Origin of the sequence: Streptomyces sp. OfavH-34-F, from assembly GCF_022347745.1 — a bacterium.
Taxonomy (GTDB): Bacteria; Actinomycetota; Actinomycetes; order Streptomycetales; family Streptomycetaceae; genus Streptomyces.
In genome coordinates this window covers 21211-46080 of the sequence record NZ_JAKRGC010000005.1, presented here as the reverse complement: position 1 = coordinate 46080, position 24870 = coordinate 21211, and the positions used below count along the sequence as shown (strand labels likewise).

Sequence of the window (24870 nt, the reverse complement as noted above, 5' to 3'; positions counted from 1 at the left end):
GGTCTGGCTACTCGCTGCTGACGACGGCGGTGTCCAGGACGAGGCGGAAGCGGGGAGCTGCTGAGCGCAGCCGGGTGACGGCGTCGTCGGCCTTGTCCAGTGGCATCCGTTCGATCATCGGGCGCACGCCCGTGGTGACGGCGAAGGCCATGGCTTCTTCCGTCTCGCGCGGGCTACCGGTGAGGTGCCCGGTGAGGGTGTGGCCGTTCATGACGAGCCGGGCCGCCGGAACGGTCACGGAGCCGGCGTCGACGCCGACGAGGGTGAGCTGCCCGTGCACGGCCAGGCCGGTGAGCAGCTCGTCGACGGGGGCGGTGGAGGAGGCTGTGTAGAGGATGAGGTCGGCTCCGTCGAGCTCCTTCAGGGCGGCTCCGGGCATCTGGGTGTCGCTGTCGATGTAGTGGCAGGCGCCGAGCTCACGGGCGAGGTGTTCGCGGTCTCGGCCGCGGGCGATGGCGATGGTCTCGTAGCCGAGCTTCGCGGCGAACTGGACGGCGAGGTGGCCCAGGCCGCCGATCCCGAAGACGGCGACCCGTCCTCCGGCGCGAATGCCGGCCTTGCGGATCGCGTTGAAGGTCGTCACCCCGGCGCAGCCGAAGGGGGCGGCATGGAAGAGGTCGAGGCCGTCGGGGATGCGGGCGAGCGCGCCGGCCGGGACGGTGATGCTCTGCGCCCAGCCGCCCGGATAGGACAGGCCGGGGATCTTGCGTTCGGCGCAGTGGACGACGTCGCCCGTGCGGCAGTGCGCGCAGTGGTCGCAGCTGCCGCCGAACCAGCCTACGGCCACCCGGTCGCCGGCCGCCCAGCCCTCGACCCGGTCACCGGTCTCGGCGATGACACCGGCGACCTCGTGGCCGGGGGTGACGGGCAGGGCGGTGTCCTTGCCGGTGGCGGCGGCCGTTGCGATGTCGGCATTGCACACGCCGCTCGCCACCACCGAGACGCGGACCCACCCGGCGGGAGGCGAGACCGTCTCGGCCACCACGGGGTGCAGGGGTCCGCAGGGCTCGGTCACGACCATGGTCACGGCGCTGTCCGACATGGTGCCTTCCGTTCCGAACGACGATGCTCATAGCTGCTGTTTATGCTGAATGAGAAGGAGTCCCACCGTAGGCAGAGGAATTGGCGCCCGGTAGGGGACATCAGTGAATGGAGCGATAAGCCGTGGCTATGGCGACAGACCGCCTGAATCTTGAAGGGCTCCGCTATGCGCAGGCGGTGGCGGAGACCAAGTCGTTCAGTGCCGCCGCACGCGCGTACGGGGTCACGCAGCCCGCGCTGTCGAACGGAATCGCCAAGCTGGAGGAACGCCTGGGCGGCAAGCTGTTCGAGCGGTCGCCGCGCGGGGTGACGCAGACCGCGTTCGGCATCCGGATCCTGCCGCTGATCGAGCGCGCCCTGACAGCGCTCGATGCCGTCGGAGCGGAGGCCCGACGCCTGAACGAATCCGGTGAGCAGAAGATCCGCATGGGGCTCTCACCGCTGATCGGCTCGCACCTGGTCGCCAGGGCGTTCAGCATGGTCCAGGGCCTTCCCGCGCCCCGGGACCTCGTGCTGCGCGAGGCGAACATGCAGGAGCTGCGGGAATGCCTGCTGGCCGGCCAGCTCGACATCATCCTGATCCCGGCCGTTGCCGCGATGCCCCGCTTCGAACACCGGGTCATCGACGTCGAGCCGATCGTCGTCGTCACTCCCGACGCGACGGAGGCGACCCCCATCGAACTCACGGAGGCCGGCAAGGAGCAGTTCATCCTCGTCCCCGACACCTGCGGCCTGACCACCTTCACCACGCAGCTCTTCCAGGCGCACGAGATGCCCCTGAACACCTATCCGGGTGAGGCCGCCAGCTATCGGGTCCTGGAGGACTGGACGAAGCTCGGCCTGGGTTCGGCGCTGGTTCCCCGCTCCAAGCTCACCTCGCCCGACGTCTGCCACCGCCCCCTGCACGACGAGGGCCGCGAGGTGCAGATCTCCTTCGAAGCGGTCTGGAGCGCCGACTCCCCGCTCGCCCCGGACCTGCTCCGCCTCGCCGACAGCCTGGCGGTCGCCCGCCACTAGGGCCATACGCACTGCTTATATCTTGATTCAGTGTGGTCCCCTACCGGACCTTGCTGGGAATGCCTAACGTTGCAGGCACGTTGCGGGACTCACCGCTCCGTCCCCTCCCTGTCGATCGAGTGAGGCATAACCATGGCGTATCTTCAGATCACCTTGCAGGTGGACCCGGCCCACCGTGCCGCAGCCGCGGGCGTGTACGAGAAGTACAAGCAGCCGTTCCTCGACACCGTCCCCGGCGCCCTCAGCAAGGAGCTCCTCGTCCGCGACGAGGACGTCCAGGTCCTCCACGGCTTCCGGGCCACCGGCGACGCCGAGGCGTACCTGGCCAGCGAGCTGTTCACCCGTGACGTCGTCGGCGGCCTCTCCCCGCTGCTGAAGGCCGACCCCGACGTGCGCGTCTACGACACCGTCTGAGGCCCGGTCGTGCACGAGCTCACCGCGCTGCTACGCGCATACGACCGCGCCCGCGCCTACACCGACGACCTGTGGAAGGACCTCACCCCGGACGAGGTGACCTGGCGCCCGCACGAGGACTCCAGCGCGATTGGCTGGCACCTCGGTCACCAGGCCCACGTCGCCCACTTCATGATCCGCAACCTCACCGCGGCCGAGCCCAGCACCGACCCGGAACTCGACGGACTCATGGACTCGGCGAACCCGGAGAAGTTCCGCGGCGCGCTGCCCACCGTCGAACGGCTCACAGCGTTCCGCGACACCGTCGCCGAACGTGTCCACGCCCGCATCGGCGACATCGCCGCCGGCCGGGTCGGCGCCCCGACCCAGCTGACCATCGTCGCCAACCACCTGCTGCTCGCGCTGATCAACCACGAGTACCAGCACGACCAGTGGATCAGCGAGGTCCGTGCCGACAACCTCGGCCACGTACTGCCGCCCGACCCGGAGTCGGACTGGCTCAGCCGCGTCGACGGCTACCTCGTCTGCAACCCCTACGCCTGACCACCTGCCGCCTTCGCCCAGGCGAAGCCGGCAGCAATGCACCACCGGCGACGCCCCGATCCTCGTCGTGGGCCGGTGCATCATCGAGGAGCACAACGTGAGTGACGTGCGAGCCACTCCCCTGGCAGGACCACAGTCTCCCCGCTCCCCCGCCCCCACTCCTCGCGGGTCGACCTGTCGTTGGAATACGGCGAACTGATCATGCTGCACGTGGCCGTGCTCACCCATGCCGACTTCGAGTGGGCGTCCACTATCCGGCGTACCTGCAGGCAGGCGGTACGGAAGACGAGTGCGAAGCCCTCAAGAGGGATGCCGCGGACAGCGGCCTCTTCAACGAAGAAGAGCGCGCCCTGCTTGCCGTGACCGATCAGTCCACCCCGACAGGTCGAGGTCGATGCCGACGTCATCGAAGAGGTCAAGCGCCTGTTCGGTGAAGCCCAGACAGTCGAAGCGGTCGCCACCGTCGCGGCCTGCGACATGGTCTCGCGCTTCCTCGTGGCACTGGCCATCTGAGTCTCCCGTACCTGGGAGACCTTGAGCCGACCGAGCACCGCGGCTACCGAGCCTGCCCCTTGACCACCCTCCCCCCTTCACGACACCACCTGAATCAGGAGCACCACATGTCCAGCACCACCCTCGACTTCACCGGCCAGAAGGTCATCGTCATCGGCGGCACCAGCGGCATGGGGCAGGCCGTCGCGGCCCACGTCCTCGACGCCGGCGGCACCGCCGTCGTCACCGGCCGCACCCAGTCCAGCGCCGACCAGGCAGCCACCGCTCTGTCCTCCCACGGCACGGTTGTCGGCCTGGCCGCCGACCTCACCGACCCCGCAGCCGTCGACCGCCTGCGCACCACCCTCACCGAGGAGCACGCCGACGCCACCCTGCTGGTCAACGCCGCCGGCGTCTTCGCCCCCAAGCCCTTCCTGGAACACACGGCCGCAGACTACGACCGATACCAGGGCCTCAACCGAGCCTTCTTCTTCCTCACCCAGACCGTCGCGGCCAACATGATCGAGCGCAGCGCGAGGGGCGCCATCGTCAACATCGGCTCCATGTGGGCCCACCAGGCCATCGCCGCCACCCCCTCCTCGGCCTACTCGATGGCCAAGGCCGCACTGCACTCCCTGACCCAGCACCTCGCGATGGAGCTCGCCCCGCACGGCATCCGCGCCAACGCCGTCGCCCCCGCCGTCGTGCGCACCCCGATCTACGAGGAGTTCATCCCCAAGGCGGAGATGGACTCCACCATGAACGGCTTCGACTCCTTCCACCCGATCGGCCGCACCGGCACCGCCGACGATGTCGCCGCCACCGTCGCCTTCCTCCTGTCCAACCAGACCGACTGGGTCACCGGCGCAATCTGGGACGTCGACGGCGGCGTCATGGCCGGACGCAACTGACCCACACAGCACTCAGCCTCCGGACCGCGCCACCCGGAGGCCTTCTTGGCCCTGCGCTTCACCATCCGGGTACTCAGACGCCTTCGGGGCTGGCCGACCTGGCGGCGGGCCCGAAAGGTGCTGCTGTCTGCGCAGGCACTGCGATCGTCTGCGACAACTACCCCCCGCCACCATCTGACGGGTGACAGCGCCCGGGCCTGGGAGCCGGATGATGCGATGCGGCGGGCGGAGCGTGCTCTGGGGGCGGCCTCCGACAGCGACGCGCGTCCAGAACTCGTCGACACCGCGAGCACGTTCGTCGCGAGCGGCATGGACAGGAAGCACACAGCGCACGGCGACCGGCCGTACCTCCTCAGCATCACCTGTGACACGTACGGGATCGAGGAACTCACCCTCACCCTGTCGCGCGGCGATCAGGAGCAGGCGTACGGGATCGGGTGCGGGGACCGGGAAGCCGACCGGTTCAGCATCCCCGCAGGTGAGTCGTTCACCGCACAGGTCGACCCGGTCGAGAACGGCACCGGCCTGATCCTGTGGCGCCTGGACACCATCGCCCGGGACGCGGTGGAGGGTTGTGACGACGACATCGATGGCTGTGACAGCTGAGCGGGCGGAGACCGTGGGGCGTCGATGACGGGCTGTGGGTGGTGCTGCTGAGGAACGGTGGGCCCCGTGGTCCCACCGTTCCTCAGTGCCGTGTGTTCCGGCGCTGTGCTTACGAGCCTGCGACCGGGTAGCCGTGCCAGGAGCCGTAGTAGTTGGTGCTGCTGGCGGGGTTGTCCTCGACCACGCGGAGGTTGGTGAGGACGCCGTTCGGGTACATCGCGTTGCAGTTGCCGGCGCCGTTGACCGTGGGCGACGACTTCATGGCGGTCGACGCGTCGGTGTAGTAATTGACCCACACCGAGTGGTTGTCGCCCTCGTAGTCGCAGTACTCGAAGTACCTGCCGTCGTAGGAGTGCGACGCGTAGTCGGATCCCTGGCTGACATCGCTCGCGCTCGCCGGCGCGGCCCACAGTGCGGCGGATGCCGCGCTGATCGTCAACGCGCCGAGCACGGCTGTGAGGGTCTTTCGCATGGTAGGTCCTCTCTTCGATTCCGGATCGGTTTTCTTCTGCTCGCTCTCACGCGGAGAGCACCGCGGCGACGTTGTGCACCCGGATGTCCTCCAGGCGCTTCAGTCGGCCGAGTTCGAGGGCGTGACGGTCGATCAGCTCGCGCTGGTGCTTCGCCGTCACGGCGATGAGGGTGGGCAGGTACCGCGTCTCCTGGCGGCATCGGACATCGGCCCGGGCCACGAGGCGCTCGGCTTCGGTGGGCGGCTCGTCCTGCTTCCAGCGCCGGTCCTGTGCCGCAGCCGCCGGGGAGGCGTACGGGTGTCCGAGCCGCGCCATGCAGGTGGTCCACGCGCGCAGCGCCTGGACCAGCCGGGGGTCACGGGCACGGGAGGCTGCGACCTGCTGCGCCAGCCGCAGGGGAAGACTCCGGTCGGCCTGGGGTGCGCCTCTCATGAGCTCCTTGGCCGCCTCGGCCCGGCACCCGCCGTCCGGGACGCGCCGGCCTTCGTGCTCCGGGGCCAGTCCGTACAGCACCTTCTCCACCTCGGGCGGTGGGTTGTGGTGGTGCCCGGTGAGGGCGGCGCGCACCTGGGGGTTGCGTGTGCTCCAGGGTGGCGGCCGGTATCCGTAGCGCGCGGCTTCGTCCTCGTCCACCACCCCGAACCGGTCGGCCCGCTCCGAAGCGATCGCCCGTGGGCCGAACTCCAGGGCCGTCTTCTCCGGCCCCTCCCATCGCAGTCCGAAGCGGGCGAGGCACGCACGCTCCAGCGTCGCCTGGGCACGGTCCGACCGTGCCTGCTGGTCGGGAGAGGGCTGGTAGGCGTCGAGGGGCAGGGCGGTGCCCGGCCTCGGCGGCGGTACGGGGGGCAGGTACGGCGCGGAGTCCTCGTGGCCCTGCGGCGCACCGCATCCCACGACGCCGTACATCAGGATCACGGCCACCGCGGCCATCCGGCCGGTACGTCGTCGCATCGCGCTTCCCTGCCTTCCGTCAGCTCGCCCGGCTCGTCCGGCGGGCTTTCCCGCCGGCGGACACCACTGTTCGCGACTGGCCGGGGACAAACCTTGGGACGACCTTGAATCGCCTGTTCGGCACGACCGCCCGCTGGCTACGCTGCCGCGGGTGGAGGGGGTTCACGTGTGGGAGTTCCGCGTGCTGGGCACGATCGAGGCACTCTTCGACGGCCGTAGGGCAGAGGTGGGCCATCTCCGGCAGCGGTGTGTGCTGGCAGCGCTGCTGGTCGACGTCAACCGGGCGGTGCCGGTCGATGAGCTCGTCGTCCGAGTCTGGGGGGACCGGGCGCCCCAGCGGGCCAAGGGGACGCTGTACGGCTATGTGTCCCGGCTGCGCGGTGCTCTGAGCGGTCCGCCGGGAGTGAGTATCGTGCGCCAGCCCGGGGGCTACCTCCTGGAGGCGGATCCGCTGTCCGTGGATGTCCACCGGTTCGGCGATCTGGTCGAAGCGGCCCGTGCGGCGGACGACGAGCGAGCGTCGGCGCTGATGCGGCAGGCCCTGGAACTGTGGCGGGGCGAGCCGTTCGCCGCCGTGGAGACCCCCTGGTTCCACGATCTGCGCCACGTACTGGAACGCACGCGATTCGCTGCGGAGCTGGACGGCACGGACATCCGATTACGGTGCGGTGAGCACGGTGAACTGCTCCCCACGCTCACCGCCCGTGCCGAGGAGCACCCGCTGGACGAGCGGGTGGCCGCCCAACTCGTCCTCGCCCTGTACCGCAGTGGCCGACCGGCCGACGCCCTGACCGGTTACCACGGCATACGGCGGCGGCTCGCGGAGGAACTGGGCGTCGATCCGGGAGCACCGCTGCAGCGGCTGCACCAGCGGATTCTCAACGGCGATCCGGAACTGGACCTGCCCGCCCCGGCCCGTAGCGCCGCTCCCTCCCCTGCCCCACTCCCACGGTCGAACGTGCCGACCCCGCGGCAGCTGCCGGCCGCTCCGCGCTGGTTCATCGGACGGCATCGGCAGCTCACCGCGCTCGACCGGGCGCTGGACTTGGCGGGGGAACCGGATGGTTCCATGGCGGTGTCCGTGATCGGCGGCGGCAGCGGGATCGGGAAGACGCGTCTGGCGCTCCATTGGGCGCACCGGAACCTCGACCGCTTCCCGGACGGCCAGTTGTATGTGGACCTGCGCGGCTTCGATCCGGTCGAGAAACCCGTGGCACCCGCCGTGGTCGTGCGGGGGTTCCTCGACGCGCTGGGTGTCGATTCGGGGTCCGTCCCCCTGGACGCGCAGGCGCAGCTCGGGCTGTACCGGAGCCTGATGCAGGGGCGTCGGATGCTGATCGTGCTGGACAACGCCGCCAACGCCGAGCAGGCGGCCGCCCTGCTTCCCGGCAGCACCTCGTGTGCGGTGCTGGTCACCAGTCGCCGCCAGCTCGCCGGTCTGGCGGGCGCGCACGGGGCCCGGCTGCTCACCCTCGATGTGCTGAACGACGCCGAAGCGCGGGACCTGTTGGCGCACTACGCGGGGCCGGACCGGGTGGCGGGCGAGCCGACGGCCGTCGCCGCGCTGCTGGCCCACTGCGCGGGGCTGCCGCTGGCGCTCAGTGTGGTCGGGGCCCGTGCGACGGTCCATCCGGATTTTCCGCTGGCCGTCCTGGCCGAGGAGCTTGCGGACGAGTCGGCGCGCCTCGACGCGCTGGGCGCGGGTGATCTGACAGCCGATGTGCGGGCGGCGTTCACGGTGTCGTACCGGGACCTGAACTCCGGGGCGGCGGAGGTGTTCCGGCTCCTGGGGCTGGCTCCGGGGCCGGAAACCGGACGGAGCGCCATCGGTAGTTTGGTCGCCCGGCCGGCGGCGGCCGTGCGGGCGGCCCTGCAGGAGTTGGAGAACGCGCACCTGCTCCAGCAGACCGCGCCCGGGCGATACCGGCTGCACGACCTCCTCCGCCTCTACGCGGCGGAACGGGCGCGGGAGGAATCGGCCTCGCACGGGGAGCATGGGAGTGTCGACGAGGCGGTGGGAAGGCTGGTGGACTTCTCCATCCACACCGCCCACACGGCGGCGGGTCTCCTCGACCCGCACCGGGACTCCGTCCAGCTCACCGATGCCCGGGCCGGGGTCGTGCCTGAGGTCCTGGCCGATCATGAGGCGGCCCTCGCCTGGTTCACCCGCGAGCATGCCGTGCTGTCGGCGACCATCGGTCTGGCCGTCAGGGCAGGCCATGACCTGCGGGTCTGTGAACTGGCCTGGGCTCTGGAGACGTTTTTCGACTACCGCGGACACTGGCACGACTGGGCGGCGAGCCAGCGCGTCGCCCTGGAAGCGGCCGAGCGGCTGGGCGATCTGTCCTGGCAGGCTTCGGCGCACCGCAGCCTCGGCGGTGTGCACACGCAGACGGGTCTGCTCGATGAAGGCGAGGCCCACTTCCGCCGGGCCCTGGACCTGTACACCGTCCTCGGTGACGAGAACGGTCAGGCCCACACCCATCGCGGTCTCGGCTGGGTGTGTACGCAGCGCGACCATCAGCAGGACGCGCTCGACCACACCATGCAGGCGCTGGCCCGCTACCGGCGGACCGGCCATCGGATCGGTCAGGCCCGGGCGCTCAACAACGCGGGCTGGCTGCGCAGCGCGCTCGGCGACCACCACACGGCGCTCCACTACTGCGTACAGGCTGTGGAGCTCAATCGGGACATCGGCGACCGGCACGGCGAGGCGGGGGCGTGGGACAGCCTCGGCTGCGCCCACCACCACCTCGCCCAGTACGGCGACGCCCTCGACTGCTACGGGAAGGCCCTCGCCCTGGACCGCGGGTCCGGGGACCGCTACGGGGAGACGGAGATCCTCGGGCACCTCGGCGACACGCATCTCGCCACCGCCGACATCGAGGCGGCCCGGAGTGCCTGGCTGCGCGCCCTGGAGATCGCCGAGGAAATCGGCCACCCCTCCGCAGGCGAACTCCGCGGCAAGCTCGATGAACTTGGCCCCGACCCGGTCCGCTAGAGCGGTGTCCCGCAGGGGATGTCTCGGTCACCCCGAAAGCCGCCGCCGCCCCTGCCTGTGGCCCGTCGGTCTCGTGCGGGACGGAGGGCGTCACCAGGTGACGGCGAGGCTCCGGGGGCTGCGGGATGTGCTTCCGGTGCGCCAGGTGACGGATCGTGTGGGCTCCGCGAGGCGCAGGCCCGGGAAGCGGGCGGCCAGGTGGTGCAGGGCGATCTGGAGTTCCGCCCGGGCCAGCCACGTTCCGAGGCAGTAGTGGGCTCCCGCTCCGAAGGAGAGGGTGGGCGCCTCCAGCGGAGTGAAGAGTCCGTCGTGCAGGCGGGTCGGGAAGACGTCCGGGTCGCGGTTGGCCATGGCGCAGTCCGCGAGGACGACGGCCCCCGCCGGGATCGTCACGCCGCCGATCACCACCTGCTCCGATGCGCGGCGTGCGGAGCCCCGGTCGTCTCCGAGCGGGACGAGGTGGATCAGCCGGTCCGCCACGGTGCCGGCGGCTTCCTCGTCCGTGCCCAGCCGGTGCCAGGTCTCGGGCCGTTCGCCGAGGAGGTAGAGCAGGCCGTTGCCGAGCATGGTCATCGTGCTGTCATGGCCGCCGACGACGAGGCCGCACACCAGGCTCACCAGTTGGGCTTCGGGGAGGCCGCCTTCCTCGTCGGCCGCACGGACGATGCCGCTGATCAGGTCGTCACCGGGCGTCCGGCGCCGTTCGTCGAGGATCGCGGACCCGAACGCGCTGAAATCCCTTAGGGCGTCCTCCACTTGCTTCTCGTCGTGGGAGCCGTCCGAGAAGGCGTGCTCGGCCCAGTGGCGCAGCCGGTGCCGGACCGACGGGTCGAGTCCCATCAGCCGGCTGATGACGGCCACCGGCAGCGGGAAGGTGAACGACTCCACCACGTCTGCGGGCTGCGGCCGGCACGCCATTTCGTGGAGGAGTTGTTTCACGATCTCGGTGATCCACGGCCTCCAGCGGGCGACCACCCTGGGGGTGAAGGCGCGGCGCAGGGTGCGGCGGAGCATCATGTGGTCGCGGCCGTCCTGGTTGAACATCAGGTCGGGGTTGTTCACGAGGTCCGGCGCGTCGAATAGGGCGGGGGCCTCGTCACCGTACAGCCGCGCCCGGCCGAAGCGAGGGTCGGAGAGGACCTGCCGGACGTCGGGGTATCGGCTGACCAGCCACGCCGGGGAGCCGTCGGGGAGCCGGGTGGGGCGGGGCGGTCCCGGCGCGTCGAAGGGGAGGGCGTGCATCGGGACGTGGGCCCGGGCCGCATGGCCCGGAGGCTGGTGTTGGGGGGTGGTCACTGTGCCTCCTCGGTGGTGCCGGTGGGAGATGCGTGGTGAGGGCGGCCCGGCCGTCAGAGTGCGACAAGTACTTTCCCGCGGTTGGTGTCGCGGTCGCGGTAGAGGCTGGCGTAGGCGGCGGGGATGGCGTCGAAGCCGTGGTGGAAGGTGTGGTCGCAGACGATCTCGCCACGCCGGACCAGGCCGCCCAGCTCGGTGTGGAGCGCCTGCCAGTTCTGTTCGGTGAACCACTCCAGGGAGAAGATCCCCCGTACCGTCGCGCGCGGGAACATGAGGTAGGGCAGGAGTCGCGGCCCGACGTCGGCGTTGCCGACCTGGGTCGCCCACTGCCAGCACACCGCCACCTGGCTGCCGATGTTGAGCATGGGGAACACGGCGTCGGTGATCGTGCCGCCCAGGTTGTCGAAGTACCGGTCGATGCCGTCCGGGGCGGCACGCGCCAGTGCCTTGCCGATGGTCTCGGCGCTGTCTCCGTGCCGGTAGATGAGGACCGTGTCGAAGCCGAGCGCCGCGAGGTCGTCCGCCTTCCGCGGGGACGAGGTGGTGCCGATGACCCGGGCGCCCGCACGAGCGGCCAGCTGGCCGGCGAGTACACCCACCGCGCCGGACGCCCCGCTGATGAGGAAGGTGTCGCCGGGTCTGATGCTCATGTACTTGGTGAGGGTTCCCCAGGCCGTCATGCCGGGGCCTCCCACCACGCTCAGGGCGGTCGGCAGCGGCAGGGCGGCGTCGTACCGGGCGGGGTCGAGCCTGCGGTAGGCGGGGAAGACCATGGGGAAGGTGCCGGTCTGCCAGCGTTCGGCGGCGCCGGTGCTGACGAGATGGGAGCGCCAGCCGCCGAACCCCTGGACCAGGTCGCCGGGGCGGTGTGCGGCGAGCGGTCCTGCCTCCAGCACCTCCATGATCGAGTCGGCCCCCATGTGGGCCCCGCGCGGGGTGTCCAGTGCGATGCCGTGGAGGTAGGGGTCGACCGAGACGTAGCGCGTGCGCAGGAGCATCTCGTCGGGGGCGAGGTCCACGTCGAGATCCTCGACCACCTTCTCGTACATCCGGTTCACGTCGGGTACGCCCTCGACGTGCTCGCGGACCACCCACTTCTTGATCTTCATGTGTTCGTTCCTGCCTTCCCTGTCGTCCGTTCGCCGGCGGCTCGCCGCCCTTCGGTGGGAGGGGGGTCGGGGTGTGGCGGCACGGGGATGACGCGGTGGGTCGGCGGGGGCGCTGTGCGGTCCACCGACGCGGTGAAGGGCTTGCCGTCGTCGCGGCAGACGAACTGCATGACGTGGCGTCCGGCGGCGGCGGCCCTGATCAGTCCGCCGGTGGTGGCCCACACACCGGACTGGTAGAAGTTGCGCAGTCCGGGGAGGCCGGGGCCGTGCTTCTTGATCAGCTCCTCCAGGGTCTCCCCGCTCTCCACGAACGGCTGCCAGCCGAGGACCGTGCCGTCGTAGTTGCCGGTGTAGCGCACCTGGGTGAGGGGGGTGGAGACGTCGCGGACGACGATCGCCTCCCGGAGGCCGGGGAAACGTTGTTCCAGGAAGTCCACGAGTGCTTCCCGCGCCCGTCGCTTCGCGGCGTAGTAGCCGCGTCCGTGCCGCACGGGCAGGGTGTGGAGCCTTTCGCCGCCGCGGGTCCGGGTGACCTGTTCCGGTCCTTCGTCCAGGGCCCGCCACGGGGCGATGTCGCAGAAGTAGGTGGCGTAGACGACGGTGGTGCCGCTCGGTGACAGCTCCGGGTAGTGGCGGCTGCGGAACTGGACGTTGATGCTCGGGTGGCGGATGCCGGTGAGTTCGGCCGCCGTGGCCTCGTCGAGCAGGTAGGTCGTGCAGGGGTCACCCTCCGGGAAGGGCCTGGAAAGGCCGAGGAAGAGGGTGAAGTAGCCGGGGAAGACCATGCCCGGTTCCTGGATGGTCCGGGTGTAGAGGCGCCGGTAGGTGTCGTCGAGGTAGCGGCCGCCCAGGAGCTTCATGGTCGTGGTGTATCCGTCGCAGGCGGACACGACGATGTCCGCGCGCAGTTCGCTTCCGTCGCTGAGTTCGACGCCGACCGCGCGGTCGTCCTGGACGATGACGGACTCGACCTTCGTGTTGTACGAGACCTCTCCGCCGAGGCGTCGGTAGCGTCGCTCGATGGATTCGGCCAGTCCCAGCGAACCGCCCTCGGGGACTCCGGCCGACAGGTTGGCGTGCGAGGCGAGCTGGAAGTGGAACGGCAGCACGGGGAATGCCGGGTGCTTCTCGTACAGGATGTGGTTGAACGCGTCGCGCAGGAGGGGGTCCTTGAACCGGGCCGAGAAGTCGGTCATCAGGACGGAGATGGTGGTGCGGACGGCGTTGAAGTAGGGGACGAACGAGGCGAGCATGCGCCAGCGTTCCGTCCTGCTCATCAGGCCGACGGGCTTGAGGAAGGGGTAGACGGCCAGCGCCTTGCGGAAGGTCCGCAGCTGGGCGCAGAACTTGCGCACCGTCCTGGCGTCGGCGGGTGAGAGTTCGATGAGGTGCGCCTCCAGGCGGTCGGGGTCCGAGTAGAAGCGGACGGCCCTGCCGTCCTGGCCGCGCACGATGTTGAAGACGTCGAAGTGGCGTACTTCCTTGCCCTGCAGCGCGCCGAGTTCCAGCCAGATCTGGTGCATCTCGTTGCCGGGGCCGCTGCCGAGGAGCCAGCTGACGCAGCAGTCGAGGGTGAAGCCTCCTCGGTCCCAGGCCGTGCAGCAGCCGCCCGGGATTTCGTGCATCTCCAGGATTCTGGTGCGGTAGCCGTTCATCTGCGCGTAGCAGCCGGTGGAGAGGCCGCCGAGGCCGGCCCCGATAATGATCATCGTCTCCCGGGGCCGGGGGGTGTCGGAGCTGGTGCCGCCGGGCCCCGTAGCGCTCTGCGTCTCGGTCATGAGCCGGTCCCCTCCCGTGCTGACCAGCGGTCGAGCTGGGGCAGGTGCCCCAGCTTCCCCGGGTGCCAGGGTTCGGTGAGGGTGCCGTCGCTTTCCCAGGCGCGGAACTCCAGCCCCAGTTCGCGGCAGAGGTACTGCGTGGCGAAGCGGCCCGTGGAGGCCGCGCGGATCAGGCCGCCCATGCCGACCCACTGGCCGGCCATGGAGAATCCACTCAGTCCGGGCAGGCGCATACGGTCCTTGCCGACGAGCTGGGAGGCGACGTCGTCGGCGTCGGAGAATGCCTTCCAGGCCAGGATCGAGCCGTCGTGGTTGCCGGTGTAACGGTGCGTGGTGGCGGGCGAGGCGACGTCGACCAGCTCGATGCGGCCGGCGAGCCCGGGGTCGCGGCGTTCGAGGAAGCGGCGTACGAAGGCGGCGACCTGGCGTTTGCGGAGCCGGTACTCCTTGCGGTCCCTGGTGCGCAGCTCCTTCCAGTAGGCGTAGTCGCTGAAGTAGGTGCAGTGCACGACGCTGTGGCCGGGCGGGGCGAATCCGTCGGAGTAGCGGGACCGTACCTGGACGACCAGGCTGTTCTGCAGGGCACCGGGCAGCTCGGCCGCGTCTTCGGCGGACAGCAGATGGGTGGTGCTGTGCGCCTCGCCTTCACCGAACGGGCCGCGGATGCCGGCGAAGGCCGACACGACGGCCGGGAAGAGGGTGCCGGGGCGTTCGATCAGGTCGGTGTAGAGCTTCTCGATCCGGGGTCCGGTGTAGCGGCCGCCCAGCAGTCCGTACACCGTGGTGTGGCCGTCGCAGGCCGACACGATGTGCTCGGCGTAGCAGCGCCTGCCGTTCCTCAGCTCGACGCCGATCGCACGCCCGTTCTCCACCAGGATCTTCTCGGCGCGGGCCCGGTAGGTGACCGTGCCGCCGAGGCCGAGGTACCGCTCCTCGATGGACCGGGCCAGACCGAGCGAGCCGCCCTGCGGGAAGCCCGCGTTGCCGTGGTGGGCGGCAGCCATGTTGAAGAGGTACGGAAGGAGCGGGAAGCCCTCCGGGTCCTGGAAGAAGATGTTGCGGAAGGCCTGGCGCAGGAGCGGATCGTGGAAGGTGTCGGCGAAGGTGTGCATCGGGGTCGTCGCGGTGCGCCAGAACAGGCGGAAGGCGGGCAGCAGGGTGCGCAGCAGCGCCGCCCTCTCCCGTACCGTGCGCAGCGGGGGCGCGGTCAGGAACGGGTAGAGGTCGATCGTGGTGAACCGCCTCAGGTCCCGGGTGAACGTCCGGATGGGAGCGGAGTCGAGGGGTGAGATCTCCAGGAGGTGGGCTTCGAGACGGTCCGGGTCGTTGTAGAACGTCACCGACCGGCCGCTCGCGTCCTCGACCTTGTTGAAGAGGTCGAAGTTGGTCATCGTCTTCCCGTCGAAGGCGCCCAGTTCACGCCACACCTGATGGGCGTCGTTGCCGGGAGCGGTGCCGATGAGCCATTCGATGCAGTAGTCGAAGAGGTAGCCGTCGCGCGACCAGGCGGTGCAGCAGCCGCCGGGCAGTACGTGCTTCTCGAGGATGTGGGTCCGGGCGCCGCTCATCCGGGCGTAGCAGCCGGTGGAGAGGCCGGCCACGCCGGCGCCGATGACGAGGACGCGTGGGGGTGTGCCCGGGGTGCGTTCCCGGCTGTTCCAGTCGGTGGGTCCGTCATCCGCCATGGGCCGCCTCCCCCGTCAGCAGGGCGCGCACCAGCTCGGCGTTGCGGGCGAGGTGCTTGGGGTCGAGCATGTCGGCGTGGATGCCGGAGCCGCGCAGCACGGTGGTGGGGCCGGTCGAGCTGCCGTGCCAGGTGCCACGCTCGCCGGCGGCGTAGAGGGATGCCTTCTCCTCGTCGGTGATGACGCTGACCGACGCGGTGACGGTGCCGGTGTTGGGGGTACGTCCGCAGAAGGACAGGTACTCGGCCGCGTGGGCGAGGGTTTCGCGGGTGACGGCTTCCGACCCGGTGTGTTTGCGCAGGTGCTCGGCGAGTTCCGCTTCGAAGAGCCGGATTCCCTCGTCGCCGGGGGCGTACGGCTCCAGGATGCGGCGGGAGTCCAGGACCACGACGTGGGCGACCTGCCGGCCGCGGCGCTCCAGTTCCTTGGCGGTCTCGAAGGCGAGGTTGCCGCCGAGGGAGTAGCCGAGGAGCAGGCAGGGCCCTCCGGGCTGTGCCGCCTCGATCAGATCGGCGTACCGGACGATCTTGTCGTCGCCGGGAAGGTAGTTGAACCCCAGGACGGTGTACTCCGGGAGGTGGGAGGCGAGGCCGCGGTAGACGAGTCCGTGGCCGCCGGCCGGCGGAAACGCGAAGAGGAGCGCGGGCTGTCCGCTGTTGAAGGTCAGGAAGGGCAGTTCGTCGGCCGTCGTGCCCTGCAGGACTTCCTCCAGCGTGGCCGCCATGCCGTGCAGGGTGGTCGTGCGGTAGAGACGGCTGACGGGGACGGTGACCCCGAATTCGGTGCGCAGGTGGTGGAGGAGTTCGATGAGCTTGATGGAGCTGCCCCCGGACTCGAAGAAGTCGTCGGCCAGGCCCACCTCTTCGAGACCGAGCAGTTCCTTCCAGTGCCGGGCCATGCTCACCTCGTAGAGGGTGGCCGGTGGTTCGTGGGGCCGCTCCCGTGTCTCGGCGCTCGGGGCGGGCAGCGCGGCGAGGTCGACCTTGCCGTTGGCGGTGAGCGGCAGGGCGGGTACGGGGACGATGTAGGAGGGGATCATGTACGAGGGCAGGGAGGCGGCCAGGTGGCGCCGGAGCGCCCGCCGGTCCAGCTCGGAGCCGGGAGCGGGCACGCAGTAGGCACAGAGTGCGGCGTCTCCCCCGCTGTCCGCGCGCACGGTGACCACGGCCCGGGCGAGTGCGGGCCACCGGTGCAGGTGTGCTTCGATCTCGCCGGTCTCGATGCGGTGGCCGCGCAGCTTCACCTGGCCGTCCGTGCGGCCCAGCAGGTGGACGCGGCCGTGTGCGTCCCAGCGGGCGATGTCGCCGGTCCGGCAGAGGCGTTCGGGGGCCGCGTGCGGGCTGCGGCTCAGGACGCGGGTCACGAAACGGCTGCCGGTCTCGTCGGGGTCGCCCGCGTATCCGAGGGCCACCGCCGGGCCGCCGATCCACAGTTCTCCGGGGATGCCGGGCGGGACGGGCTCGCCGTGCCGGTCGAGGATGTGGAGGGTGCTGTGGGGCAGGGGCCGGCCGATGGGGACCATCAGGCCGGGCTCGAGGTCGTCGACGGGGCCCTCGAAGTAGGCGTTGTCGATGGTGGCCTCGGTCAGGCCGTAGGAATTGACGAGCCGGGTGGCCGGGCCGCACAGCGCGCTCAGCCGGCGGTACTCCGCCACGTTCCACGCGTCCGAGCCGACCACCAGCAGCCGCAGGAAGTCCAGCCGCACGGCTTCACGGTCGCAGTGGTCCATCAGGCCGCGTACCACCGCCGGGACGAATTCGGCGCAGTCCACCTGTTCCTGGCGCATCGTCCGGTAGAGGCGCGCCGTGTCGAAGATCAGGTCCCGGTCGGCCAGGACCAGGTTTCCGCCCGAGCACAGCGCGCGGACCAGGTCGCCGGTGAACACGTCGAACGACGGTCCGGCCATCTGGAGGTGCACGCGGACGTCCTGTTCCAGGCGGTAGGTGTCACGCCACGCCGCGTACGCAGCGGCGAGGTTGCCGTGGCCGACCTCGACCGCCTTGGGCCGTCCGGTCGATCCGGAGGTGGTGATGACGTACGCGGGCGAGTCGGGGCGCACGGCGGCGGGAGGGCTCCCCTGCTCCGGTCCGCTGTCCGGCGGGTCCGCGTGCAGCGCGTCCGGGGTCACCGTCGCGACGGGCCATCCGGCGGCGCTGTCCGGCCCCGTGGTGTCCGGCTTCGTGGTGTCCTCGACGACGAGCACCGCGCCCGTGGTCCGCAGGAGGTGCGCCACCCGGTCCGCCGGCTGGTCGGGTGGGACGGGAAGGTAGGCCCCGCCCGCCTTCAGTACGGCGAGGAGGGTGACGATCATCTCGGGCGACTTGTCGAGCCGCAGCGCCACCACCGAACCGTGTGTGACGCCGAGGGCGCGCAGCCGGCGGGCGCATGCGGTGGCCCGGCTCTCCAGCTCCCGGTAGGTCAACCGCCGGGCGGTGCCGTCCGGCGAGGGCGCGGTGACGGCGACGGCGTCGGGGCGCTCGGCGGCGACCCGGCCGATGAGGGTGTGGACCGGCACGAAGGGCGCGTCGTCTTCCGCGGAGTCGGGTCGGGTGGCGGGGAGGAGGGCGGGCCTGCTCCACCGTTCGGTCAGCCGCTTCCGTTCGGCGTCGTCGAGCATCTCCAGCCGGGAGACGGCCTCCTCGCCGTCCGCCCGGGTCATCCGGTCGAGCAGGCGGGTGTAGTGGGAGGCCATCCGCTGGACGGTCCGGGGGAGGAAGAGGTCGGAGTTGTACTTGAACACGCAGTGGAACCGGTGCTCCGACTCGTCCTCGTAGGCCGACAGGGTGATGTCGAACTGCCCTTCTTCTTCGGGGAGTTCGATGTAGTTGAGCCGGTATCCGTACTGTTCGGTGGCCACCTTGTGGGTCAGCAGGATGAACATCGCCTGGAACACGGCCGAGCGGCTGGGGTCGTGCTGGAGGCCCAGTTCCTCGACGAGGAGGACGAAGGGGTACTCCTGATTGTCCAGGCCGCCCAGCACGGTACGGCGGACCTGTTCGAGGAGTTCGGTGACGGTCGGGTCGCCCGAGAGGTCGGCGTGCAGCGGGAGCGGGTTGACGAAGTAGCCGTAGACGGAGGCGAAGTCCTGCCGGGTGCGGCCGGTCACGGGGCTGCCGACGACGATGTGGTCCTGCCCGGAGTAGCGGTGGAGCAGGAGGTAGTAGGCGCTCAGCAGCACCATGAACGGGGTGACGCCGTGGAGGCGGGCGAGTGTGTGGACGCGGGCGGTGAGGCCGGCGTCGAGCACGAAGAACTCCGATGCCCCGTTGTGCGTCTGGACGGCCGGGCGGGGCTTGTCGACGGGCAGGTCGAGGAGCGGTACCTCGGCGGGCAGGTGGGAGCGCCAGTAGTCGAGCATGCCGGCTGCCTCGCGGCCGGCCAGGAACGCGTTCTGCTGGTTCAGGAAGTCGAGATAGCGCGCGCCCACCGGTGCGAGGTGCGGTTCCCGCCCCTGCCTCAGCGCCTCGTACACCTCGAAGAGTTCCTCGATGAAGGTGAACGTGGAGATGGCGTCGGAGACGATGTGGTGGACGGCCTTCATGATGACCCAGCGCTCGGGGCCGCGTTTGAAGAGGCGGAAGCGGACCAGCGGGTCGTGTGCGAGGTCGTACGGTTTGCGGTATTCGGCGACGATCGTGCGGTGGATGGTCTCCCAGTCCTGGTCCTGCACGTCGAAGAGGGCGAGGTCCGGCTCCGCGTCCGGGGAGACCCGCTGGACGGCCCGGCCGTCCTCCAGGTGGAAGTTGGTGCGCAGTGCGGGGTGCCGGGCGATCAGCCGGCGGACGGCCTCGAACATCAGCTCCGGTTCGAGGGCTACGGTCACCTCGACGGCTCCCCCGATGTTGTACGCGTAGCCGTCGGGGTTGAGGTGCTTGAGGAACCAGAGGGCCTTCTGGTTCTGGGTCAGCGGGTACTGGTTCTCGTCGTGGTGCTGTTCGACGGCGCCGGCCGTCCCGTCGGGGTCGTCGGCGGAGACCAGCGCGGCCAGCCCGTCGTGGAGCTGGGTCGCCAGTTCGCCGGCCGATGCGCCGCTCAGGAGGGCGACCACGGGCAGCGCCACGCCCAGTTCGGCGTGGATCCGGGCACGCAGCTCCATGGCGAGCAGCGAGTCGAGGCCGAGGACGCCGAGGCCGCTCGCCATGTCGACGCGGTCCGCACCGGTGCGGAGAACGGCGGCGGCCAGTGCGGCGAACCGTTCGGCCGCCATGGAGCGGCGGGTGTCCTCGTCGGCGCCGGCGAAGACATCGAGGAAGGCGTTGCCCGATCCGGCCGCCCCTTGCGGGGCGGCTGCCGCGGCCAGGTCGGTGACCAGGGGTGGCGGGGCCGGATACCAGGCCAGGAAGACGGGCCAGTCGACGACGGTGGCGACGATCAGCTGGGCGTGGTCCTGGCCGATGACCCGCTCCAGCACACCCATCCCGGCCTCCGGGGCGAGGGAGCTCATGCCGCGGCTGTGCAGGTAGTGGTCGGCCAGGCCCAGTTCCTCGATCATTCCGGTGGCCCAGGGCCCCCAGTCCAGGCTCAGCGCGGGCAGGCCCGAGGCGCGGCGGTGGTGGGCGAGGGCGTCCAGGAAGGCGTTGCCCGCGGCGTAGTTGGTCTGGCCCGCGGTGGTCAGCAGGGAAGCGATCGAGGCGAACAGCACGAAGTGGTCGAGGGGTTCGTCGCGCAGGTGTCGGTGCAGGAGGTAGGCGCCGATGGTCTTGGGCCCGTGGACGGCGTCGAACGTGGCCCGGTCCAGATCGGTGACCAGGGTGTCGCGTACCTGACCGGCGAGGTGGAAGACGCCGCGCAGCGGCGGCGGGCCGGTGCGCCGGTACGCGTCGAGCCAGCTGGTCAGGGCGTCCTCGTCGGTGATGTCGAGGGGAGCCAGGACGGTCTGGGCGCCCAGAGCCTCCAGTTCCCGCAGGAGGGCGACGGCGCGGCCCTCCGGGGTGGCGGGGTCGATGCCGCCCCATTCCTCACGGGCGGGGACCGGTGTGCGGCCGACCAGGACGAGTCTGCGGGCTCCCCGGCGGACCAGGGTGCGGCAGAGGAGGCGGCCCAGCGCGCCGAAGGCCCCGGTCACCAGGTAGCTGCCGTCGGCCCGCAGCCTGAGGGGCAGGGGCCGCGTGAGCCCTTCGGCGGGGCGGAGGCGGCTGGTGCTGCGGGCTCCGGCGCGCAGCGCGACCTCCTCCTCGTCGTCGCTCAGCGCTTCCCGCAGCAGTGCTTCGGCGTCGGCGCGTGCGCCGGCGGGGCCGGTCGGCGTACGGGGGTCGAGGTCGATGAGCTTTCCCGGGTGGCCGGCGAGTTCCTGGTGGCGCAGTACCCGGCCGACGCCCCACGCGGGCGCCCCGAGCGGTTCGACCGCCTCGCCGGGCAGGACCGGCTGGGCGCCGCGGGTCACGATGTGCAGGCGGCCCTGTGTGCCGCGGGCGAGCAGGACGCGGGCGAGCGCGACCAGTGAGTAGGAGCCCGGGCCGGTGTGGTCGTCGAGGGCCTGCCGGTCGCACTGGGCGAGCTCCGGCCTGTCGAGGTTCCAGAGGTGCAGGACGGCTCCGTGGAAGGGCCGGCCGTCCCGGTCCAGGTCGGCGAAGAGGCGTTCCAGATCGGCCGCGGACCCGGGGGCGACGGTATACGCGCCGCCGGGGCCCGCCGCCGTGTAGCGGTCGCCCCGGCGCACCAAGTGGCAGCGTTCGCCCCGGGCCGCTGCCAGGGAGGCGAAGGCGTCGGCGACGCCGTGCTCGTCGGCCAGGAGCAGCCATCCGTGGTCCCGCGCCGTGGCGGCCGGGGCGTCGGACTCCGCCGGTTCGGACGGGCGTTCGACCCAGACGGTCTCGGCGAGCCAGGAGTCGATGGTGGTGCGTCCGACGGTGGTAGCCGCCTTCTCCACGTCGCCGGCCTTGAAGCCCCTGATCCGGCCCAGCGGCGCTCCGTCGTCTGCGTACAGGGCGATGTCCCCGAGAGTCGTGTCCTCGTCGCCGGGGAGCAGTGTGGCGTGCGCCCAGAGCGGCTGGTCGCCGACGGGTCCGAGCGCCACCTCCCCCACGGACAGCGGCAGTCTGACGGCGGTCGGGGCGGTGCGGTCCTCCAGGATCTGCGGAGTCAGCAGCGACTGGAAGCAGGCGTCGAGCAGGACCGGGTGGAGGTGGTGGCCGGCCGCGTCGTCACCGATGGCGCGGGGCGGGCGAATCCGGGCGAGCACCTCCCGTTTGCCGACCCACACCTCTTCGATGGCCTGGAAGGCGGGCCCGTACTGGTAGCCGAGCCCGGCGAGCGCGGCGTAGCAGGCCGGGCCGTCGAGGCGGCGCTCGGTGCGTACCCGGATGGCCGGGGCGTCGAGCGGGGGGCCGGTCTCGCGTCGCTGTCCGCTGCGGACCACGCCGCTCGCGTGCACGGTCGGCTCTCCGTCGGGTCCGGCCGGGGAGGCGACCGTGAAGGTGGCGTTCTCCAGGGAGAAGGACAGCTGAACGGTTCTGTCCTCGGTGTCGGGGAGGAAGAGCGCCTTGCGCAGGTCGATGTCGGCGAGGACGGTGTGGCTGCCTCCGGTGAGCCGCAGGACGGCCTGGGAGGCCATTTCCAGATAGCCGGCGGCGGGGAAGACCACGAGGTCCTGGATGCGGTGGTCGGCGAGGTAGGGCAGGGTCTCGGTGTCGAGCCGGGCCTGCCAGGTCGGCTCCGTGTGGTCGGTGCGGCGGCCGAGGAGTGGGTGGTCGACGAGGCCCAGGCGTACCTGGGCGACGGGCGGCGGCTCGGTCCAGTGCCGGTCGCGCTTCCAGGGGTAGCGGGGCAGGGTGACGGGCCGGCCGGTGGGTTGCAGGGTGTGCCAGTCGATGCCGGTGCCGAGGTTGTGGAGGCTCGCCAGCGAGGTGGCGAACCGCTCGCTCTCGTTCTCCTTGCGGCGGATCGACGGCAGGGTGAGGCCGGATGCTCCCCGGGCGTCGAGGCATTCGCGGATCGAGTGGCCGAGCACCGGGTGCGGGCCGATCTCCAGGAACACCTGGTGACCGTCGTCGGCCAGGCGGTCCACGGCCGCCCGGAAGCGCACCCGGTCGCGTACGTTCTTCCACCAGTACGCCGCGTCGAGCTCGGGGCCCTGCGCGGTGCCCTCCTGGCCGGTGAGGTACAGCGGGATACGGGCCCGGTGTGGGGTGAGCGGGGCCAGCGCCTCCAGGAGGTCGTCCTTGATCCGTTCCATGCCGACGCTGTGGTACGGGACTGCGACGGTGAGGAAGCGGGCGAAGACCTGATTGGCTTTCAGCTCGTCGGCCAGCAGGGTCAGCGCGGCCTCCTCGCCCGCGAGCGTGACGGATGCGGGGCTGTTGACGGCGGCGATCGACACCCGGTCCTGGTAGGGGCGTACCCGGCGTTCGGCCTCGTCCTCCGGCAGGCTCACGGCCAGCATGGTGCCGGTGCCGGCCAGTGTCTGCTGGAGCCGGCTTCGCTGCACCACGATCCTGACCGCGTCCTCCAGGGAGTAGACGCCCGCTTCGTGGAAGGCGGCGATCTCCCCCGTGCTGTGGCCCACCACGGCGTCGGGCCGGACCCCGTACGAGCGCCACATGGCGGCCAGGCCGGTCTGCAGGGCGAAGTTGGCGGGTTGCGCGAGCCAGGTCTCGTTCATGCGTGAGGCGGTTTCACCGGCGGTCATCTCCGCCAGCAGGGACCAGCCGGCGAACTCCCGCAGGACGCGGTCGCACTCGGTCACGGCCTTGCGGAACGCCGGTTCGTCCCGCAGGAGTTGGCGGCCCATCCCCCACCACTGGGGCCCCATGCCGGTGAAGACCCAGACCAGTCGGCGGTCCTCGGCGGCGCGCAGGCGGCCCTGCACGACGCGGGGGTGGGTCTCGCCCCGCCCGTACGCGGTCAGCGCCTCGTCCAGCGAGGCGCGCGAGGAGTACACGACGGAGAGCCGCTCGGGCAGGTGCTGGCGGCGGTGCGCCAGGGTGTGGCCGAGGTCGGGCAGCGACACGCCCGGAGCGCCGTCGCGGCCGGCGAGTTCGTTCGCGAGGTGGCCCGCCATCGCGGCGAGGCCCTCCGGGTGGCGGGCGCTCAGCGGCAGGATGCTCCAGTGGCGTCCGTCCGCGTCGGCGTTCTCGCGGGAGGCGCCGGGTTCGGCGTTCTCGGCGGCAGGACTGGTCGTGGCCGCCGGGGTCGGGGTGGGGACAGGCGGTGTTTCGGGCGGGGCCTCCTCCAGTACGAGGTGGGCGTTGGTGCCGCCGAATCCGAACGAGTTGACACCGGCCCGCGCGGGCCCGTCGTGGTCGGGCCATGGGGTCGGCCGCGTGGGGATCTCGTAGGGCAGTGCGGCCGCGTCGATGGCGGGGTTGAGACGTTCCAGATTGATGTGCGGTGGGATGTGCCGGTGCTTGAGGCACAGCACGGTCTTGATGAGGCCGGCAATCCCGGCGGCGGACTCGGTGTGCCCGATGTTGGTCTTCACCGAGCCGACGTAGCAGCGGTCCTGGGGGGCTCGTCCGAAGGCCAGGGCCCGCGCCAGCGCGTTGGCCTCGATGGGGTCGCCGACGGGGGTCGAGGTGCCGTGGGCCTCCATGTACTGGAGCTGGCCCGGTGTGATCCCGGCTTCGGCGCAGACACGCCGGATGAGGGAGACCTGCGCCTCGGGGTTGGGCACGGTGATGCCGGGGGTGCGGCCGTCCTGGTTGACTCCGCTGCCGAGGATCACGGCGTGGATGCGGTCGCCGTCACGGACGGCGTCCTCCAGGCGCTTCAGCGCGACCAGGCCGACGCCTTCCGCCCGCACGTAGCCGTCGGCGTCCGCGTCGAACGTGCGTGAGCGGCCTCCGGGTGACAGGAATCCCCCCTTCGTCTCGGCGACGGTGTACTGCGGTGCCATGTGCAGGAGGACCCCGCCGGCGAGCGCGAGGTCGCTTTCACGGCGGTCCAGTGCCTGGCAGGCGAGGTGCACGGCCACCAGGGAGGAGCTGCAGGCGGTGTCGATCGACAGGCTGGGGCCCCGGAAGTCGAAGCAGTGCGAGATGCGGTTCGACACCATCGTCATCATCGTGCCGGTCGCGGTGTGGGCGGCCAGCGAGGTGAAGCCGAGGTCGGCGAACTGGAGGATCTTGTAGTCGAGGGTGAACGCGCCGACGTAGACGGCGACGTCGCTGCCCGCGAGGTCGGCGGGGCGCTGGCCGCCGTCCTCCAGTGTCTCCCAGGCCACCTCGAGCAGTTTGCGCTGCTGGGGGTCCATGTGGTCGGCCTCGCGGGGGCTGATGCCGAAGAACTCGGGGTCGAACTCGTCGAACCCGTCGATGTATCCGCCGCGGCCGCCGACGAGGCGTCCAAGCTTGTCCCGGTGGCGGCTGCCCAGCGTGGTGACGTCGTAGCGGTCGGGGGGCGTGGGCGTGATGCAGTCCTTGCCCGCCATCAGATTCCGCCAGAACGTCCGGTGGTCCGAGGCCCCGCCGGGCAGGCGGCAGCCCATGCCGATGATGGCCACCTTGCTCCGTAACGGGTTGTTGCTCGCGTCGGCCATGTCGAACCTCCCAAGTCGTGGTGGCGGAAGAGAAGCCGGGTGCCGGAGGGCGTGCCGGTCCGGGGCGCCGACTCGTGC

General features: G+C 71.0%; 14 protein-coding genes. 6 read left to right on the top strand and 8 right to left on the bottom strand.

The annotated features are described in order from the left end of the window. Positions 1-7 precede the first annotated feature (7 nt). Positions 8-1042 (bottom strand): alcohol dehydrogenase catalytic domain-containing protein, encoded by a 1035-nt coding sequence (locus tag MHW47_RS02190; protein WP_239220863.1) that lies wholly within the window; start codon positions 1040-1042, stop codon positions 8-10. A gap of 128 nt (positions 1043-1170) precedes the next feature. On the opposite strand from MHW47_RS02190, the gene MHW47_RS02185 reads away from it, so the two are divergent. The 5 genes from MHW47_RS02185 to MHW47_RS02165 all read left to right on the top strand — a co-directional run bounded on the left by MHW47_RS02185 (position 1171) and on the right by MHW47_RS02165 (position 5024). Further along, on the top strand, positions 1171-2058 hold the full coding sequence (locus MHW47_RS02185) for a LysR family transcriptional regulator (RefSeq protein ID WP_239220905.1): 888 nt from the start codon (positions 1171-1173) through the stop codon (positions 2056-2058). 132 nt (positions 2059-2190) lie between these two features. After that, positions 2191-2472, top strand: coding sequence for a hypothetical protein (locus tag MHW47_RS02180; protein ID WP_239220862.1), 282 nt, complete (start codon positions 2191-2193; stop codon positions 2470-2472). Between the two features lie 9 nt (positions 2473-2481). Continuing rightward, on the top strand, positions 2482-3015 hold the full coding sequence (locus tag MHW47_RS02175) for a DinB family protein (protein ID WP_239220861.1): 534 nt from the start codon (positions 2482-2484) through the stop codon (positions 3013-3015). Between the two features lie 620 nt (positions 3016-3635). Beyond that, complete coding sequence (locus MHW47_RS02170) at positions 3636-4418, top strand: SDR family NAD(P)-dependent oxidoreductase (RefSeq protein WP_239220860.1); 783 nt, start codon at positions 3636-3638, stop codon at positions 4416-4418. 45 nt (positions 4419-4463) lie between these two features. After that, positions 4464-5024: a hypothetical protein gene (locus MHW47_RS02165; RefSeq protein ID WP_239220859.1), complete on the top strand. Its 561-nt coding sequence runs from the start codon at positions 4464-4466 to the stop codon at positions 5022-5024. A 109-nt stretch (positions 5025-5133) separates the two neighbouring features. On the opposite strand, the gene MHW47_RS02160 is transcribed toward MHW47_RS02165, so the two are convergent. After that, complete coding sequence (locus MHW47_RS02160; protein ID WP_239220858.1) at positions 5134-5496, bottom strand: hypothetical protein; 363 nt, start codon at positions 5494-5496, stop codon at positions 5134-5136. A gap of 46 nt (positions 5497-5542) precedes the next feature. Continuing rightward, a complete protein-coding gene (locus tag MHW47_RS02155; protein ID WP_239220857.1) occupies positions 5543-6448 on the bottom strand; it encodes a hypothetical protein in 906 nt (301 codons plus the stop codon). A gap of 151 nt (positions 6449-6599) precedes the next feature. Here MHW47_RS02155 and MHW47_RS02150 point away from each other — a divergent pair, with 151 nt between their 5' ends. Next, on the top strand, positions 6600-9449 hold the full coding sequence (locus MHW47_RS02150) for a BTAD domain-containing putative transcriptional regulator (RefSeq protein WP_239220856.1): 2850 nt from the start codon (positions 6600-6602) through the stop codon (positions 9447-9449). 90 nt (positions 9450-9539) lie between these two features. Here the strand turns inward: MHW47_RS02150 and MHW47_RS02145 are convergent, their stop codons facing one another. From MHW47_RS02145 to MHW47_RS02125, 5 genes are all read right to left on the bottom strand, one after another. Next, on the bottom strand, positions 9540-10691 hold the full coding sequence (locus tag MHW47_RS02145; protein ID WP_239220904.1) for a cytochrome P450: 1152 nt from the start codon (positions 10689-10691) through the stop codon (positions 9540-9542). A gap of 107 nt (positions 10692-10798) precedes the next feature. Next, positions 10799-11854: an NADP-dependent oxidoreductase gene (locus tag MHW47_RS02140; protein WP_239220855.1), complete on the bottom strand. Its 1056-nt coding sequence runs from the start codon at positions 11852-11854 to the stop codon at positions 10799-10801. After that, positions 11851-13632: an NAD(P)/FAD-dependent oxidoreductase gene (locus tag MHW47_RS02135; protein WP_239220854.1), complete on the bottom strand. Its 1782-nt coding sequence runs from the start codon at positions 13630-13632 to the stop codon at positions 11851-11853. Before MHW47_RS02135 ends, MHW47_RS02140 begins: the two co-directional genes overlap by 4 nt. Beyond that, on the bottom strand, positions 13629-15317 hold the full coding sequence (locus tag MHW47_RS02130; protein WP_239220853.1) for an NAD(P)/FAD-dependent oxidoreductase: 1689 nt from the start codon (positions 15315-15317) through the stop codon (positions 13629-13631). Before MHW47_RS02130 ends, MHW47_RS02135 begins: the two co-directional genes overlap by 4 nt. Beyond that, positions 15307-24792, bottom strand: a complete 9486-nt coding sequence (locus MHW47_RS02125) for a hybrid non-ribosomal peptide synthetase/type I polyketide synthase (protein ID WP_239220852.1) — start codon at positions 24790-24792, stop codon at positions 15307-15309. Before MHW47_RS02125 ends, MHW47_RS02130 begins: the two co-directional genes overlap by 11 nt. Positions 24793-24870: the final 78 nt, after the last annotated feature.